The organism is Agromyces capsici (genome assembly GCF_058349965.1).
Genome location: NZ_JBYRET010000001.1, coordinates 1749167 through 1763813, shown reverse-complemented (window position 1 = coordinate 1763813; position 14647 = coordinate 1749167). Strand labels below are relative to the sequence as shown.

Sequence of the window (14647 nt, the reverse complement as noted above, 5' to 3'; positions counted from 1 at the left end):
GCTCCTGGCCGGTCGGATGCAGGTTTCGGCATCCGACCGGGCGTCGGGCCGCTGCCGCTCCTGAATTCCGAACCGAACGGAGTACCGAGAGATGACCGATCTCCTGATTTCTGAACACGACACGACGCAGACGACGACGGATGGCACGACGGATGGCGCAGCCGCGGCGACGTACGTCGACCGGCGCGGCACGCGCCATCCGCTGCCGGATGCCGCCGCCGAGGCGCAGGTGCGCGCCGACGACCGCGCCCACGTGTTCCACTCGTGGAGCGCGCAGGCCCTCATCGACCCGCTGCCCGTCGCGGCGGGCGAGGGCTCGACGTTCTGGGACTACCAGGGCAACGCGTACCTCGATTTCTCGAGCCAGCTGGTGAACCTGAACCTCGGCCACCAGCACCCCGACCTCGTCGCGGCGATCCAGGAGCAGGCCGGTCGCCTCGCGACCATCCAGCCGGCGCTCGCCAACGACGTGCGCGGCGAGCTCGCGCGCCGCATCGCCGAGGTGGCGCCCGGCGACCTCGACACGGTGTTCTTCACGAACGGCGGGGCCGACGCCAATGAGCACGCGGTGCGGATGGCGCGCGCCGTCACCGGTCGCCGCAAGGTGCTGTCGATGTACCGCAGTTACCACGGCGGCACCGCGACCGCGATCTCGCTCACGGGCGACCCGCGTCGCTGGGCGAACGAGCCGAGCGACGGCAGCGTCGTGCACTTCCTCGGGCCGTACCCGTACCGCTCGTCGTTCCACGCCGTCAGCCCCGAGCAGGAGACCGAGCGCGCGCTCGCCCACCTCGAGCAGGTCATCACGCTCGAGGGCGCGAACACCGTCGCGGCGATCATCATCGAGACCGTCGTCGGCACGAACGGCGTGCTCGTGCCCCCGCCCGGCTACCTGCAGGGCGTGCGCGAGATCTGCGACCGGTTCGGCATCGTGTACATCGCCGACGAGGTCATGGTCGGCTTCGGCCGCATCGGCGAGTGGTTCGCGGTGAACCACTTCGGCGTCACCCCCGACCTCATCACCTTCGCGAAGGGCGTGAACTCGGGCTACGTGCCGCTCGGCGGCGTCGTGATCTCGCAGCGGATCGCGTCGCACTTCGACACGGTGTCGTTCCAGGGCGGCCTGACGTACTCGGGCCACCCGCTCGCGTGCGCGGCGGGCGTCGCGACGTTCGAGGTGTTCGAGCGCGACGGCATCCTCGAGCGCGTGCGCGACCTCGGTGAGCGCGTCGTCGGCCCGCGCCTGCGGGCGATGGCCGAGCGCCATCCGTCAGTCGGCGAGGTGCGCGGGCTCGGCCTGTTCTGGGCGATCGAGCTCGTGCGCGACCGCGAGACCCGCGAGCCGCTCGTGCCGTTCAATGCGTCGGGGGCGGATGCCGCGCCGATGGCGAAGGTCGCGGCCGCCTGCAAGCGGGCCGGCCTCTGGCCGTTCATCCACTTCAACCGGATGCACGTGGCGCCGCCGCTCGTGATCACCGAGGAGGAGCTCATCCGCGGCCTCGACATCATCGACGAGGCGCTCGACCTGGCCGACGCCGAGCTCGCCTGACCCGGCACGAACGCATGAGGATCCGCGCGATGCGGCCCACCGGGGCCCGTCGCGCGGATTCTCATGCCTCCCGATCGCGGAGCGGTTCGCGCAGGGCGAGCGGCTAGCCTGAGGCACATGGACGCACGGGGCCCGGCCGGGGGGATGCCGCGACGCGCGTTCCTCGCCGCGGCGGTCGGCGGCCTCGCCGCGGCCTCGCTCGCGGCGTGCACCGACGGCGGCCCGACCCCGACCGCGACCCCGACCCGGACCTCGACGCCCACGCCGACCCCGACCCCGACGCCCACTCCCGGCGCCGTCCCGCAGCCTGTCGCGTTCCTCCGCTCGCGCTGGAGCGCCGACCCGTTCGTCCGCGGCGCGTTCAGCTTCGACGCGGTGGGCACCACGCCCGAGCTCCGCGCGGCGCTCGGCGAACCCGTCGCCGACCGCCTCGTGATCACCGGCGAGGCGACCTCGCCCGAGGCACCCGGCACCGTGCACGGCGCCTACGCCGAGGGGCTCCGCGCCGGCCGCGCGGTCGCCGGTCTCGCCGACGACGGCGACCGGATCGCGATCATCGGCGCGGGCATCGCGGGCCTCGCCGCCGCCCGCACGCTCGTCGACCGGGGGTTCGACGTCGTCGTGATCGAGGCGCGCAACCGCCTGGGCGGCCGCCTGCACACGGTCGAGGACGACGAGTTCAGCGCGCCCGTCGAGCTCGGCAGCCCGTTCGCCTCCGACGGCGGCCTCATGCACGCCGTCCTGGCCGAGGCGGGGGTCGCGACGCGCGACTTCACGCCGCAGATCCAGCCCCGCACGCCCGAGGGCGTGGTCGTCGAGCCGTCGTCGGCCGGGTGGGATGCGATCGCGACCGCGCAGGCCTGGGCCGCTGGGCAGTCCGCCGACACGTCGCTCTCGACCGCGCTGATCCGCTCGGGCGTCGTGCCGCTCCCGCCCGAGACCGGCGCCGACGGCCTGGGCCCCCGCGACTGGTTCGTGAACGCCCTGACCACCGGCGTCGAGCCCACGACGGGCGCGATCCCGGCGCGCATCTCCGCGCAGCGCTTCGACGCCGACGCCGTCTGGAAGCCGACCGCGCAGGTCACCAGCGGATGGTCCGGCCTCATCGACGTGCTCGCCGAGGGCCTCGACATCGCGGGGTCGAGCGCGGTCACCGAGATCGCGGTCGACGACGACGGCGTGAGCCTCCGGCTGGACTCCGGCGAGTCGCTCCGCATGCATCGCGTGATCGTGACCGCGTCGATCGGCGTGCTGAAGACCGACACGATCACGTTCGACCCGCCGCTGCCGCTGCTGCACCAGCGCGCGATCGCGACGATCGGCATGGGCGCGGTCGATCTCGTGCAGCTCCGCTTCGACGAGGCGTTCTGGCGGTCGACGACGGATGCCACGGGCGCAGCGATCCCCGTCGACCAACTGCCGAACGTGCTCACCGTGGTGGGCGCGACCTCGGCGGTCGCCGCGTGGCTGGACCTCGGCGTCGATCCGCGGCAGCCCGTGCTCGTCGGGATGCTCGCCGCGGAGCACGCGCGCCGCATCGCGGAGCTCGACGACGGCGACGCGCTCGACACGGTGCTCGCGGCGCTCGCGCCTTTCGCGGCCGGTTAGCCCGCGGCATCCGCCACGGCCGTCGCCTCGGTCGACGGCCCGGCCGCCGCCGCCCGCCGAGCAGCCCGGGCCGCCCGGCGCCGCACCGCCACGCGCGCGAGCCGGCGGTGCACCGCGACGAGCACCGCCGTCAGGGCGACGAAGATCCCGAGCACCAGCACGCAGTACGCCGCGACGCCGCCGGGCCCGCCGACCTGCGTCTCGTCGAGGAAGAAGTACGGGTACCAGCCGATCTCGGCGCCGCGCAGCAGCGTGTAGACGAGCCAGATCGACGGGAGGACGAGCACGAGCCCGACGGTGGCCCAGGGCACCGGCGGGTTGACGGCGATCACGGCGTCGACGGTCCACGCGATCAGCGCGAGGAATGGCACCACGAAGTGCAGCACGGTGTCGGACCACGGCACCTCGAGGCGGTAGTCGCGCGTCGAGGCCTGGAGCGCGATGAGCCCGAACACGATCCCCGACACGAGCAGGTACACGGTCACCATCGTCCGGAACGCCCCGAGCAGCGGCGGGTCGCGCGGCTGCAGCAGCGCGTACCCGGCGGCGACGAGCAGCGTGACGACCGCGAGCATCGCGGACAGGATCGTGAAGTAGCTGAAGAAGTTCACCGACGCGAACAGCGGGAACTCCAGCACGTACTGGTAGTTGCCGATCAGCGCGACGACCTCGATCACCGCGATCGCGAGGCGGAACGCCCCGAGTGCGCGCCGGGCGTTCCTCACCCGCCGGCTGGGCGGCTCGGGCCCGACGGTCGCGCCAGACCCGCCCCGGAGCTCGTCGGCGTCGCCCGGCGCATCCGCGCTCGTCACCCGTGCGGCGGAGCCGGTGACGGACGCGGGCATGTGCTCACGCTAGTCGCCCGACCTCCACGACCGCGGAGTTCACCCGGGCGACGCGAACCAGCGCTCCCGCCGCACGTCGCCGAACCGGGCCTTCTCGGCCGCGTACTCCCGCGCCGGTCCGAGCAGGGGCGCCGTCGGGCCGCCGGGGGCGCGGAAGTCGACGTCGACGCGCCCGACCTCGCCGTCGCCGTACTCGATGAAGCAGAGGCCGCGGCCGCCCGCCTCGGGTTCGCCCTCGCCCCGCACGCGCCGCACGAGCTGCGCAGCGACGACCCGTGCCGCGCTCTCGGCGAAGGTGCCCGCCTTGGGGATGCCGGCCTCGGCGCAGTCGCCGATCGCCCACACGTCCGGGAACCGGGTCTCGTGGGTGAGCGGGTCGACGGCGACCCAGCCGTCCTCGGTCAGCCCGGCGGCGACGAGCACGTCGGGCACGCGATGCACGGGCACGCCGATGAACAGGTCGTACGGCTCGTCGTGGTCGGCGAACCGGGCCCGGCGCGCCCCGGGATCGATGCCATGCACGCGGTGCCGCTTGGTGTACTCGATGCCCCGGTCGGCCATCGCCGTCTCGAGGGCGGCCGACGCCGACGGCGACACCGGGATCGGCGAGGGCTGCGGGCTGACGACGTGGATGCTGCTGGCGTCGCGGATGCCGCGCTCGACGAGCAGCTCGTGCACGATCAGCGCGCCCTCGTACGGCGCGGGCGGGCACTTGAACGGGATGGACAGCACCGCGAGGATCACCCTGCCCCCAGGGAAGGCCGCGAGTTCGTCGCGCAGCCGCGCGGCGCCGTCGACCGAGTAGTACTCGAATCCGCCCTCGGCGAAGCCGGGCGTCGCGGCGAGGTCGTACCCTGCGCCGAGCGCCACGACGAGCAGGTCGGGATCGTAGGTCGCGACATCCGTCACCACGCGACGTGCGGCGGGATCGACCTCGAGCACCCGCTCGCGCCGGAACTCGACGCCCCGCTTCGCGAAGTGCGCGTACGGCAGCCGAACCTCGCCGGGAGTGCGCCGGCCGGCCAGCACGTCGAGCTTGGAGAACCCGAAGACGAACGCGTCGGCCTGGTCGACCAGCGTCACCTCGACGTCGCCGGCGAGCCGCTCCGAGAGCAGGGTCGCGAGTTCGAGGCCGCCGAATCCGGCCCCGAGGATCATCACGTTCGTCGCCATTCCCCCATGATCCGCTCGACCGGCTCGCCGCGGAAGGGCTCAGTCGAGCGGCCGCAGGATCCGGTCGAGGAACCGGCGAGTGCGCTCCTCGCGCGGGTTCGTGAAGATCTGGGCGGGGGCGCCGCGCTCGACGATCACGCCGCCGTCCATGAACAGCACCTCGTCGGCCGCCTGGCGCGCGAACGCGAGCTCGTGGGTGACGACGACCATGGTCCAGCCCTCGTCGGCGAGCTCCTTGATGACGTGCAGCACCTCGCCGACGAGCTCGGGGTCGAGGGCACTCGTGGGCTCGTCGAACAGCAGCAGGTCGGGCTTCAGCGCGAGCGCGCGCACGATCCCGACGCGCTGCTGCTGCCCGCCGGAGAGCTCGAACGGGTACGCGTCGCGCTTGTCGGCGAGGCCGACGCGGTCGAGCAAGGCGGATGCCTCGGCGAGCGCCTGCGCCTTCGGCACGCGCTGCACGCGGATCGGGCCCTCCACGACGTTCTCGACGACGGTCATGTGCGGGAACAGGTTGTGCTGCTGGAACACCATCGCGGAGCGGTCGCGCATCGCGATGCGGTCGGCCTTCGCGACGGGGTTCGAGAAGTCGATCGCGGGGCCGCCGTCGAACTCGAGGGCACCGCCATCCGGTGTCTCGAGGCCGTTGAGCGAGCGCAGCACGGTCGTCTTGCCCGACCCGCTCGGCCCGATGAGCGTGACGACCTCGCCGCGACGCACCGAGAAGTCGATGCCGCGCAGCACCTCGTTCGTGCCGAACGACTTGCGGATGCCGCGTGCCGAGAGCAGCACCGCGGCCTCCGTCGACCCGGTCTCGGGCGGGGCGAGCGGGTCGCCGCCCGACGGCGGCACGGGCGGTTCAGTGCGCGACATAGCGATCCAACCTCTTCTCCAGCCTCGACTGCACGCCTGAGAGCACGAGGCAGAACAGCCAGTAGATGAGCGCCGCCTCGAGGTAGAGCAGCATGAACTCCTGGCTGAACGCCGCGATCTGCTGGGCGACGCGGAACAGCTCGGTCACGAGGATCAGCGACGCGAGCGAGGTGTCCTTGACGAGCGAGATGAACGTGTTCGACAGTGGCGGCACCGAGACCCGTGCGGCTTGGGGCAGGATGACACGGCGCAGCGTCGTCGCGGGCGACATCCCGATCGTGTACGCGGCCTCCCACTGGCCCTGCGGCACCGACCGGATCGCGGCGCGGATGATCTCGGCGGCGTACCCGCCGACGTTGAGCGAGAACGCGGCGATCGCGCTCGGCCACGGGTCGATGACGAGCCCGATCGCGGGCAGGCCGTAGAAGATCACGAACAGCTGCACGAGCAGCGGCGTCCCGCGGATCACGGACACGTAGAACCGGGCGATGTTCGAGAGCACCGGGTTCTTCGAGAGCCGCATGAGCGCCACGACGAGCGCGAGCACGAGGCCGATCGCGAACGACGCGACCGCCAGCGGGATGGTCCCGGTGATCCCGCCCCACACGATCGGCCAGAACGACTCGAGGAACAGCTGCAGGCCCTCGTTCATGGATTCACGACCTTCCGGGCATCAGGATGGCGCGCTCGCGCGCCCGCGCGGACGTCGCACCGCGACATCCTGCGCCAATGTTGCCATTCGCGCCGAGTGTTTCCGCTCGAACGGGCGCACTCGGCGCGAACGGAAACACTCGGCGGGGGCGGGGGCGGCGCGGGAGGGCGGCGGCGGACTACTGCGAGACGTCGGCGCCGAAGTACTTCTCGCCGATCTCGGCGAGCGTGCCGTCGGCCGCGAGCTCGGCGAGCGCCTCGTCGATCGCGGCGACGAGCGCCTCCTTGTCCTGCGTGAGCGCGAAGGCGCTGAGCGAGGAGTCCTCGGTCTCGGCGGCGACCTCGATCGCGGCGTCGGGCGTGGTGTTCACGTAGTCGAGGAACGTCAGCTCGTCGTTGATCGTGGCGTCGACGCGACCCTGCTGCAGCAGCGACACGGCCTGGGCCCAGCCCTCGACGGCCTCGACGTTCGCGCCCGACTCGGTCGCGAGCTCGTACCAGTTGCTGGTGAGCGACTGCGCGGTGGTCTTGCCCTCGAGCTCCTCGAACGACGAGATCGACGAGTCGCCCTCGTTCACGACGATGACGCCGCGCGAGACGGTGTATGGCTCGCTGAAGAGGTACTGCTCCTCGCGCTCGGGCGTGATCGAGACCTGGTTCGCGATGACGTCGAAGCGACCGGCGTCGAGGCCCGCGAAGATCGCGTCCCACTGGGTCTCCTGGAAGGCGATCTCGAGGTCGAGCTTCTCGGCCACGGCCTCCGCGACCTCGACGTCGTAGCCGACGAGGTCGCCGGAGCCGTCCTCGTGGAAGCTGAACGGGCGGTAGGTGCCCTCGGTCGCGACCGTGAGCGTACCGGCCTGCACCAGGCCGTACTCGTCGCCCGCATCGCTCGCGGCGCCCGAGTCGGAGCCGGAGTCGCCGCTCGAGCACGCGGCGAGCGCGATGACGGCGGCCGAGGCCGCGGCGAGGCCGAGGATGGTGCGGGTGCGGGCGAGAGGCATGGTGCTCCGTTCGTGACGTTTCGATTCCGGCGGGGTGTGCCGGGGTTCGGGTGGGCCGGCGCGCACGAGTCCATCACGTCGGCGACCACGGGGTGAAACCGGATGACGCCCCGTTTCCATTCCCGATCGGCCCCGATTCCCTGCAAATCGGGGCGACATGCGCGCACGGGCATACACGCTCGGGGGCCCTCCGCGCAACCGGAGGCGGCCGGCCCCGGGCGGTGGCTAGTGTTGCGGCGGTCGAGGGACCGGATCCCTCGTCGCGGTGACCCCACACCAACCGAAGGAACCCCATGATCACCCTGACCTGGCTCCTGCTCATCGCCCTCGCGGGCGGCGTCCTCGCCCTCGTCGACGGCATCTGGCGCCTTCGCGCCCGAGGCGGCTCGACGGTCGTCGGCATCATCGAGATCGTCGTCGCCGGCCTGTTCCTGCTCGCCCTGTTCCTGCCCGGCATCCCCTTCGGCGCGCTCGTGCTCGGCATCGCGACGATCGTGGTGCTCGCGGTCGCGCTGTTCGCGGGCGGGCGCACCGGGCGCACGCTCACGATCATCGCGCTCGTGCTGATGGTGATCTGGCTGATCCTCGTCAACCGCTGGATCATCATCCCCGGCATCAACTGACCCGGAACGCTCCATCGATCGGAGGCCGGCGCCGCACCTCGCGCGCCGGCCTCCGCCGTGTCAGTCGAGTCCGAGCTCGCGTCGCGCGTCGGCGAGGCCCTCGACCTCGAGCGTCCACTCGGGCCGCACGAACCACTCGGGCTCGAGGCGGAAGCGCACGTCGAGTTCCATCTCGCCCGGCCGCGCCTCGATGCGGCCGAGCCCGTTGTCGCGGTAGCCGAGCTTGCGCGTGACGCCCTGCGACGACCCGTTCCAGTCGGCGGCACTGGTCTCGGCGACCTCGGCGCCGAGGTGGTCGAACGCGAAGGCGAGCACCGCGGCCCGCATCTCGGTGCCGAGGCCGAGGCCCTGCTTCGACGCGGTGAGCCACGAGCCGGTCGAGATCGTCCGCCGCGTCGGGAAGCGGTGGCCGCGCACGTCCTGCAGCCCGATCACGACGCACTCGTGGCGGATGGCGAACAGGAGCGTCCAATCGTCGGGCGCGCACTCGACGCGCTGCCGCCAGACGTGCTTCGCGATGCCGCGCGCCTGCTCGGCGGGCTCGGCGTCGGTCCAGGGCATCGCGAACGGCATGACGCCCGGGTCGTGGACACCCGCGAGGGCCGACTCGACGAGCGAGGCGAGATCCTCGTCGCGCGCGAGGCGCAGCTCGAGCCGCGGCGTGCGCAGCCGGAGGCGGAAGAGGGGCCAGACGTCCTCGAGGTCCATCGCACGACCCTATCGGCGGCGGATGGCGCGTGGTCGCCGGGGCGCGCGGGCGCCTGGACGCGCGCGCTAGAACGCGCTGAGGCCCGTGAGCGCGCGCCCGATCACGAGCTGGTGCACCTCGTCCGTGCCCTCGTACGTGCGCACCGACTCGAGGTTCGCGGCGTGCCGCATCACGGGGAAGGCGCTGGTGATACCGTCGCCGGCCAGGATGGCACGGGCCTCATGCGCGATCTTCAGCGCCTCGCGCACCGAGTTGAGCTTGCCGACGGAGATCTGCGCCGGCGTGAGCGCGCCGCGCTCCTTGAGCCGGCCGAGGTGCAGCGCGAGCAGCACGCCCTTCTCGACCTCGACGAGCATGTCGGCGAGCTTGGCCTGGATGAGCTGGTTCGCGCCGATCGGCTTGCCGAACACCTCGCGCGTGATCGAGCGGTCGAGCGCCGCCTCGAGGCACGAGCGCGCGGCGCCCATCGCCCCCCAGACGATGCCGTAGCGGGCCTCGTTGAGGCAGCCGAACGGGCCCGAGAGCCCGCGGGCGCCGGGCAGCATCGCGTCGGCCGGCAGGCGCACGCCCTCGAAGGTCACGTCGCACTGCACCGACGCGCGCATCGAGAGCTTCCCGTCGATGGGCGTCGCGGTGAACCCGGGGGTCGTCGTCGGCACGAGGAACCCGCGCACGACGCCGTCGTCCTGCCCGGAGGCGTCCTCGACCTTCGCCCACACGACCGCGACGTCGGCGAGCGACGCGAGCCCGATCCAGCGCTTGGCGCCGTCGATCACCCAGGCGTCGCCCTCGCGGCGCGCGACCGTGGTCATCGCCGCGGGGTCGCTGCCGCCCTGCGGCTCGGTGAGCGCGAAGCATCCGATGAGCTCGCCCTTGGCCATGCCCGGCAGCCAGCGCTGCTTCTGCTCCTCCGAGCCGTACTTGTGGATGGCGCTCATGGCGAGCGAGCCCTGCACCGACACGAAGGTGCGCCAGCCCGAGTCGGCCGCCTCGAGTTCGAGGCACACGAGCCCGTACGAGACGGCGCCCGCCCCGGCGCATCCGTAGCCCGTGAGGTGCATGCCGAGGAACCCGAGCTCACCGGCCTCGCGCACGAGCTCGCGGCGGAAGTGCTTGTCCTCGAAGTCCTGCTCGATGACCGGCGCGATGCGCTCCTGCGCGAAACGGCGGGCGCGGTCGCGCCAGTCGCGCTCCTCGTCGGTGAGGAGGGCGTCGAGGTCGAACACGGTGTCGATGCGCGGCGCGGTCACGGCGGTGGAGGTGGCGGTCATCGGATGGTCCTTTCGGTGCGGTTCAGGAGCGCCAGTCGGCGCCGTCGTGCTCGCCGAGCGCGGGCGGCGCGGAGCGGTAGCCGGGGCGGGTCGTGGAGAGTCGGATCGGGTTCGCGATCGAGCGGTGCGCTGCGGTGCCATCCGTCGCCTCGATCTCGGCGACCGGCTCGAGCCCGAGCTCGTCGGCGAACGCGATCGCCTCGCCGACGTCGTTGACGAGGCCGGCCGGCACGCCGACGTCGGCGAAGGCGTCGACCCAGTGGGCCGCGGAGGCCCCGGCGAGCGCCCGTTCGAGGTCGTCGCGCAGCTCGTCGCGGTGCGCGACCCGGTCGGTGTTGGAGGCGTATCGCGGGTCGTCGGCGAGCGCGGGCGCGCCGACGACCGAGGCGAGCGCGCGGAACTGCTTGTCGTTGCCGACCGCGATGACGAGCTCGCGGTCGGCGGCGCCGAACACCGCGTAGGGCGCGATGCTCGGGTGCTGGTTGCCGAGACGTTGCGGCGGGACCCCGGTCGCGAGCGTGGAGGAGGCCTGGTTGGTCAGGGCTGAGAGCAGGCTCTGCAGCAGCGTCACCTCGACGAGCTGGCCCGCGCCGGTGCGGTCGCGCTCGCGCAGCGCGAGCAGGATCCCGGCGACCGCGTTCTGGCCTGTGAGCACGTCGACGAGGGCGACGCCCACCTTGGTCGCGTCGCCGTCGGGGTGGCCCGTGATGCTCATGAGCCCGCCGACGGCCTGTACGAGCAGGTCGTAGCCGGCGAGCGCCGCCCCGTCGCCCGTGCCGAAGCCGGTGATCGAGCAGTACACGACCCCGGGGTTCTCCGCGCGCACGCGCTCATAGTCGAGTCCGAATCGGGCCATGACGCCGGGGCGGAAGTTCTCGATGACCACGTCGGCGGATGCCGCGAGCCGACGCGCTTCGGCGAGCCCGGCGTCGTCGGCCAGGTCGAGCACGACCGACCGCTTGTTGCGGTTCACGCCGCCGAAGTAGGTGGAGCGGCCGGCGTCGTCGACGGGGGGCCGCCACTGGCGCGTGTCATCTCCCGCGGGCGATTCGACCTTGATCACGTCGGCCCCGTAGTCGGCGAGCATCATGGTCGCGTAGGGGCCGGCGAGCACGCGGGAGAAGTCCGCGACGCGCACGCCGGCGAGCGGTCCGGTGGGTCCGTCGGGCATTCGCGTCCGCCTTCGCGTGGGGCGACCGCCGTCGGCCGCCATGAATTCCTCCTATATTGAATGATTTTCTCGCGCGGCGCCACTCGGGCAGCATCCGCTCGGTTAGCCTGAGTCGCATGGAGACGAGGGTGGGTCCCGGCGCGCGCGAGGCCGTGTTCGCCCAGCTCGCCGACGCCGGCCGCGCCGAGCAGGTCGCGCAGCGCCTGACCGACGGCATCGTGCTCGGCGTGCTCCACCCCGGCGAGCGCCTCCCCAGCGAGCCCGAGCTGGCCCGCCGATTCGGCGTGGCCCTCATCACCGTGCGCGAGGGCCTCGGCATCCTCCGCGAGGCGGGCCTGGTCGAGACCCGCCGTGGCCGCGACGGCGGCAGCTTCGTCGTCGAAGACGAGGGCGGGCACCGCTCGCTCCTCACCGCGCGGCTGCGCGGCCTGGCGCAGGTCGAGCTCAGCGACATGTCGGTCTACTTCGGCGCGATCCTCGCGGGCGCCGCCGAGCGCGCGGCGGAACGCGCGGCCGAGAGCGACGGCGAGCGCCTCGGCACCTGGCTCGCCGCCGCCGACTTCGGCACCGCGGCATCCGCTCGCACCAACCAGGGCGGGTTCTTCCTCGAGGTCGCCGTGCTCAGCCAGTCGGCCCGGCTCGTGCGCGAGCAGATCCGGCTGCAGGCCGAGTTCGGGCCGCTGCTGCTGCTCGGCCTCGACGACGACCAGGCGCGGGCCGAGGTCGTCGGGCACGACCGCGCGATCGTCCGCGCCGTCGCCGCGCACCGGCCTGCCGAGGCGCGCGAGGCCGCGGGCGCCCTGGTACGGGGCCTGTCCGAGCTGCTCCTCTCTGCGAAGGCGCGCATCGAACGGGGAGGTGCGCTCGATGAGCCGATCGGTTCCTGAGGTCGCGGCCGCCGTCGCCGGCGTGTTCACCACGGTGTTCGACCAGCTCGCCGCGTGGCGTGCCCCGATCGAGCAGCTCATCGCCGGATCGCCCGACGTGCGTCCGGCCGACCTCGACACCGCCGTCGCCGACCTGGTGCTCCCCCGGCTCGTCGAGCCCGACCCGCTGCTCGTCGGGGCCGGGTTCATCGCCGACGGCGAGATCGTGCGCGGCCGCGACGTGCACTTCGCCTGGTGGCTCGGCCCGCTCGAGGCGAATCCGGTGCTCGGCTCGACGACCGAGCCGACGCGCCTCGACCTCACGACGCGCGGCTACACCGAGTACCTCCGCGACTTCCGCGCGCTGGAGTGGTATCGCATCCCCGCGACGACGCGCCATGCGCACGTCACCGGACCCTACGTCGACCACCTCTGCACGTGCGACTACATCCTCACGCTCACGATGCCGGTGCACGCGGGCGGCGACGGCGGGGCATCCGGCCAGGCGCGCATGGTGGGCGTGGTCGGGGCGGATGTCGCGGTGCGACGCCTCGAGCAGGAGTTGCTCGCCGCCTTCCTCGACGTGCCCGAGCCGCTCGCGCTCGTCAACGACGACGGCCGCGTGGTCGTCTCGACCGAGCCCGCGCTCCAGGTCGGCCAGCTCGCGGTCGCGTGGGAGCACGCGGAGCCGTGCCCGGGCACGCCGTTCCGGGTGCTCGTCGGCCCGACGCCATCCACCTCGAAATAAATCATCCGCTGATATATCTTTAGACGACGAGCGTATGCACCGCGGCAGACGACCCTTCGCCCTTCGACAGGCTCAGGGACCGAACTCAGGGACCGACGGCGCGGTGCACCGAGAAGGAGAAACCCCAATGAGCTATGCCGTGACCAATCCTGCGACCGGTGAGGTCCTGAAGACCTTCCCGACGATCACCGATGCCGAGCTCGAGGCGGCCATCGCCTCGGCCGCCGAGGCGCACCGCACGTGGTCGAAGTCCACGACCGTCGAGGAGCGCGCCGCGCTCATCCGCCGCGTCGGCGAGCTGCACGTCGAGCGCCGCCAGGAGCTGGCCGAGATCATCGTGCGCGAGATGGGCAAGCCCATCGAGCAGGCCCTCGCCGAGGCCGACTTCGCCGGCGACATCTACACGTACTACGCCGACCACTCGGCCGACTTCCTGAAGGACGAGCCGGTGCACCTGCTCGCCGGCGACGGCACCGCGGTCATCCGCCGCAGCTCGCTCGGCGTGCTGCTCGGCGTCATGCCGTGGAACTTCCCGTACTACCAGGTCGCCCGCTTCGCCGGCCCGAACCTCATCATCGGCAACACGATCGTGCTCAAGCACGCCGAGCAGTGCCCCGAGTCGGCGGCCGCGATCGCGCAGATCTTCGCCGACGCGGGCTTCCCCGAGGGCGCGTACGTGAACGTCTACGCGTCGCACGACCAGATCGCGACCGTCATCGCCGACCCGCGCGTGCAGGGCGTCTCGCTCACCGGCTCGGAGCGGGCCGGTGCCGCGGTCGCGGAGCTCGCGGGCAAGCACCTGAAGAAGGTCGTGCTCGAGCTCGGCGGCTCCGACCCCTTCATCCTGCTCTCGACCGACGACCTCGACACGGCCGTGCAGAACGCCGTCGACGCGCGCCTCGACAACAGCGGCCAGTCGTGCAATGCGGCCAAGCGCTTCATCGTGATCGACGAGCTGTACCAGCCGTTCCTCGAGAAGTTCACGGCGAAGCTCGCCGAGGTCGAGGCGACCGACCCGACCTCGTCGGACTCGGCGCTCGGCCCGCTGTCCTCGCTGAAGGCGGCCGAGGGGCTCGACGCCCAGGTCAAGCGCGCGGTCGAGCACGGCGCCACGCTCGTGCACGGCGGCACCCGCGACGGCGCGTTCTTCCAGACCACGGTGCTGACGGATGTCTCCCCCGAGAACCCTGCCTCGAAGGAGGAGTTCTTCGGGCCGGTCGCGCAGGTCTACCGCGCGAAGGACGAGGCCGAGGCGGTCGCGATCGCCAACGACATCCCCTTCGGCCTCGGCTCGTACGTCTACACGACCGACCCCGAGCAGGCCGACCGCGTCGCGAACGCGATCGAGGCCGGCATGGTCTTCGTCAACGTCGTGCTGGCGGATGGCGCGGAGCTGCCCTTCGGCGGCGTGAAGCGCTCCGGCACCGGCCGCGAGATGGGCCGTCTCGGCGCCGACGAGTTCGTCAACAAGAAGCTCATCCGCATCGGCTGACGACTCCGACGCACGCGCCCGACGCGCCCCGGGCTCCGGCCCGGGGCGCGTCGTCGTCGTGTCG

The 14647-nt window shown here is 72.5% G+C and carries 14 protein-coding genes; 6 read left to right on the top strand and 8 right to left on the bottom strand.

The window, feature by feature from the left end:
• Window positions 1-91: 91 nt before the first annotated feature.
• On the top strand, window positions 92-1549 hold the full coding sequence (locus tag AC3RKB_RS08360) for an aspartate aminotransferase family protein (RefSeq protein ID WP_491435628.1): 1458 nt from the start codon (window positions 92-94) through the stop codon (window positions 1547-1549).
• 117 nt (window positions 1550-1666) lie between these two features.
• The gene (locus AC3RKB_RS08355) at window positions 1667-3157 is read left to right on the top strand and encodes a flavin monoamine oxidase family protein (RefSeq protein ID WP_491435627.1); all 1491 of its coding nucleotides are present in this window, start codon (window positions 1667-1669) and stop codon (window positions 3155-3157) included.
• Here AC3RKB_RS08355 and AC3RKB_RS08350 read toward each other — a convergent pair.
• The 5 genes from AC3RKB_RS08350 to AC3RKB_RS08330 form a co-directional block, all read right to left on the bottom strand.
• The gene (locus AC3RKB_RS08350) at window positions 3154-4002 is read right to left on the bottom strand and encodes a Pr6Pr family membrane protein (protein WP_491435626.1); all 849 of its coding nucleotides are present in this window, start codon (window positions 4000-4002) and stop codon (window positions 3154-3156) included. The two genes, AC3RKB_RS08355 and AC3RKB_RS08350, sit on opposite strands and share 4 nt — an antisense overlap.
• 39 nt (window positions 4003-4041) lie before the next feature.
• The gene (locus AC3RKB_RS08345; protein WP_491435625.1) at window positions 4042-5175 is read right to left on the bottom strand and encodes an NAD(P)/FAD-dependent oxidoreductase; all 1134 of its coding nucleotides are present in this window, start codon (window positions 5173-5175) and stop codon (window positions 4042-4044) included.
• Window positions 5176-5214: 39 nt separating this feature from the next.
• Window positions 5215-6048, bottom strand: a complete 834-nt coding sequence (locus tag AC3RKB_RS08340; protein WP_491435624.1) for an amino acid ABC transporter ATP-binding protein — start codon at window positions 6046-6048, stop codon at window positions 5215-5217.
• Window positions 6035-6700 carry an amino acid ABC transporter permease gene (locus tag AC3RKB_RS08335; protein ID WP_491435623.1) on the bottom strand — a complete coding sequence of 222 codons (666 nt, stop codon included), beginning with the start codon at window positions 6698-6700 and terminating at the stop codon, window positions 6035-6037. The genes AC3RKB_RS08340 and AC3RKB_RS08335 overlap by 14 nt, the downstream gene beginning before the upstream one ends.
• Window positions 6701-6878: 178 nt before the next feature.
• Complete coding sequence (locus AC3RKB_RS08330; protein ID WP_491435622.1) at window positions 6879-7703, bottom strand: amino acid ABC transporter substrate-binding protein; 825 nt, start codon at window positions 7701-7703, stop codon at window positions 6879-6881.
• Between the two features lie 293 nt (window positions 7704-7996).
• Between AC3RKB_RS08330 and AC3RKB_RS08325 the strand changes: the two genes are divergently transcribed.
• The gene (locus tag AC3RKB_RS08325) at window positions 7997-8326 is read left to right on the top strand and encodes a hypothetical protein (protein WP_491435621.1); all 330 of its coding nucleotides are present in this window, start codon (window positions 7997-7999) and stop codon (window positions 8324-8326) included.
• 60 nt (window positions 8327-8386) lie between these two features.
• On the opposite strand, the gene AC3RKB_RS08320 is transcribed toward AC3RKB_RS08325, so the two are convergent.
• From AC3RKB_RS08320 to AC3RKB_RS08310, 3 genes are all read right to left on the bottom strand, one after another.
• Window positions 8387-9034, bottom strand: a complete 648-nt coding sequence (locus AC3RKB_RS08320) for a GNAT family N-acetyltransferase (protein ID WP_491435620.1) — start codon at window positions 9032-9034, stop codon at window positions 8387-8389.
• Window positions 9035-9100: 66 nt separating this feature from the next.
• Window positions 9101-10306: an acyl-CoA dehydrogenase family protein gene (locus AC3RKB_RS08315; protein ID WP_491435619.1), complete on the bottom strand. Its 1206-nt coding sequence runs from the start codon at window positions 10304-10306 to the stop codon at window positions 9101-9103.
• Window positions 10307-10328: 22 nt separating this feature from the next.
• On the bottom strand, window positions 10329-11477 hold the full coding sequence (locus AC3RKB_RS08310) for a CaiB/BaiF CoA transferase family protein (protein WP_491435618.1): 1149 nt from the start codon (window positions 11475-11477) through the stop codon (window positions 10329-10331).
• A 116-nt stretch (window positions 11478-11593) separates the two neighbouring features.
• Between AC3RKB_RS08310 and AC3RKB_RS08305 the strand changes: the two genes are divergently transcribed.
• From AC3RKB_RS08305 to AC3RKB_RS08295, 3 genes are all read left to right on the top strand, one after another.
• Window positions 11594-12364: a FadR/GntR family transcriptional regulator gene (locus AC3RKB_RS08305; protein ID WP_491435617.1), complete on the top strand. Its 771-nt coding sequence runs from the start codon at window positions 11594-11596 to the stop codon at window positions 12362-12364.
• The gene (locus tag AC3RKB_RS08300) at window positions 12345-13091 is read left to right on the top strand and encodes a cache domain-containing protein (protein WP_491435616.1); all 747 of its coding nucleotides are present in this window, start codon (window positions 12345-12347) and stop codon (window positions 13089-13091) included. Before AC3RKB_RS08305 ends, AC3RKB_RS08300 begins: the two co-directional genes overlap by 20 nt.
• 127 nt (window positions 13092-13218) lie before the next feature.
• A complete protein-coding gene (locus AC3RKB_RS08295; RefSeq protein WP_491435615.1) occupies window positions 13219-14583 on the top strand; it encodes an NAD-dependent succinate-semialdehyde dehydrogenase in 1365 nt (454 codons plus the stop codon).
• Window positions 14584-14647 lie beyond the last annotated feature (64 nt).

Excerpts from the sequence above, each read along its gene's own strand:
- AC3RKB_RS08360 (WP_491435628.1), top strand. The coding sequence starts at position 92 with ATGACCGATCTCCTGATTTCTGAACACGACACGACGCAGACGACGACG.
- AC3RKB_RS08355 (WP_491435627.1), top strand. The coding sequence starts at position 1,667 with ATGGACGCACGGGGCCCGGCCGGGGGGATGCCGCGACGCGCGTTCCTC.
- AC3RKB_RS08350 (WP_491435626.1), bottom strand. The coding sequence starts at position 4,002 with ATGCCCGCGTCCGTCACCGGCTCCGCCGCACGGGTGACGAGCGCGGAT.
- AC3RKB_RS08345 (WP_491435625.1), bottom strand. The coding sequence starts at position 5,175 with ATGGCGACGAACGTGATGATCCTCGGGGCCGGATTCGGCGGCCTCGAA.
- AC3RKB_RS08340 (WP_491435624.1), bottom strand. The coding sequence starts at position 6,048 with ATGTCGCGCACTGAACCGCCCGTGCCGCCGTCGGGCGGCGACCCGCTC.
- AC3RKB_RS08335 (WP_491435623.1), bottom strand. The coding sequence starts at position 6,700 with ATGAACGAGGGCCTGCAGCTGTTCCTCGAGTCGTTCTGGCCGATCGTG.
- AC3RKB_RS08330 (WP_491435622.1), bottom strand. The coding sequence starts at position 7,703 with ATGCCTCTCGCCCGCACCCGCACCATCCTCGGCCTCGCCGCGGCCTCG.
- AC3RKB_RS08325 (WP_491435621.1), top strand. The coding sequence starts at position 7,997 with ATGATCACCCTGACCTGGCTCCTGCTCATCGCCCTCGCGGGCGGCGTC.
- AC3RKB_RS08320 (WP_491435620.1), bottom strand. The coding sequence starts at position 9,034 with ATGGACCTCGAGGACGTCTGGCCCCTCTTCCGCCTCCGGCTGCGCACG.
- AC3RKB_RS08315 (WP_491435619.1), bottom strand. The coding sequence starts at position 10,306 with ATGACCGCCACCTCCACCGCCGTGACCGCGCCGCGCATCGACACCGTG.
- AC3RKB_RS08310 (WP_491435618.1), bottom strand. The coding sequence starts at position 11,477 with ATGCCCGACGGACCCACCGGACCGCTCGCCGGCGTGCGCGTCGCGGAC.
- AC3RKB_RS08305 (WP_491435617.1), top strand. The coding sequence starts at position 11,594 with ATGGAGACGAGGGTGGGTCCCGGCGCGCGCGAGGCCGTGTTCGCCCAG.
- AC3RKB_RS08300 (WP_491435616.1), top strand. The coding sequence starts at position 12,345 with ATGAGCCGATCGGTTCCTGAGGTCGCGGCCGCCGTCGCCGGCGTGTTC.
- AC3RKB_RS08295 (WP_491435615.1), top strand. The coding sequence starts at position 13,219 with ATGAGCTATGCCGTGACCAATCCTGCGACCGGTGAGGTCCTGAAGACC.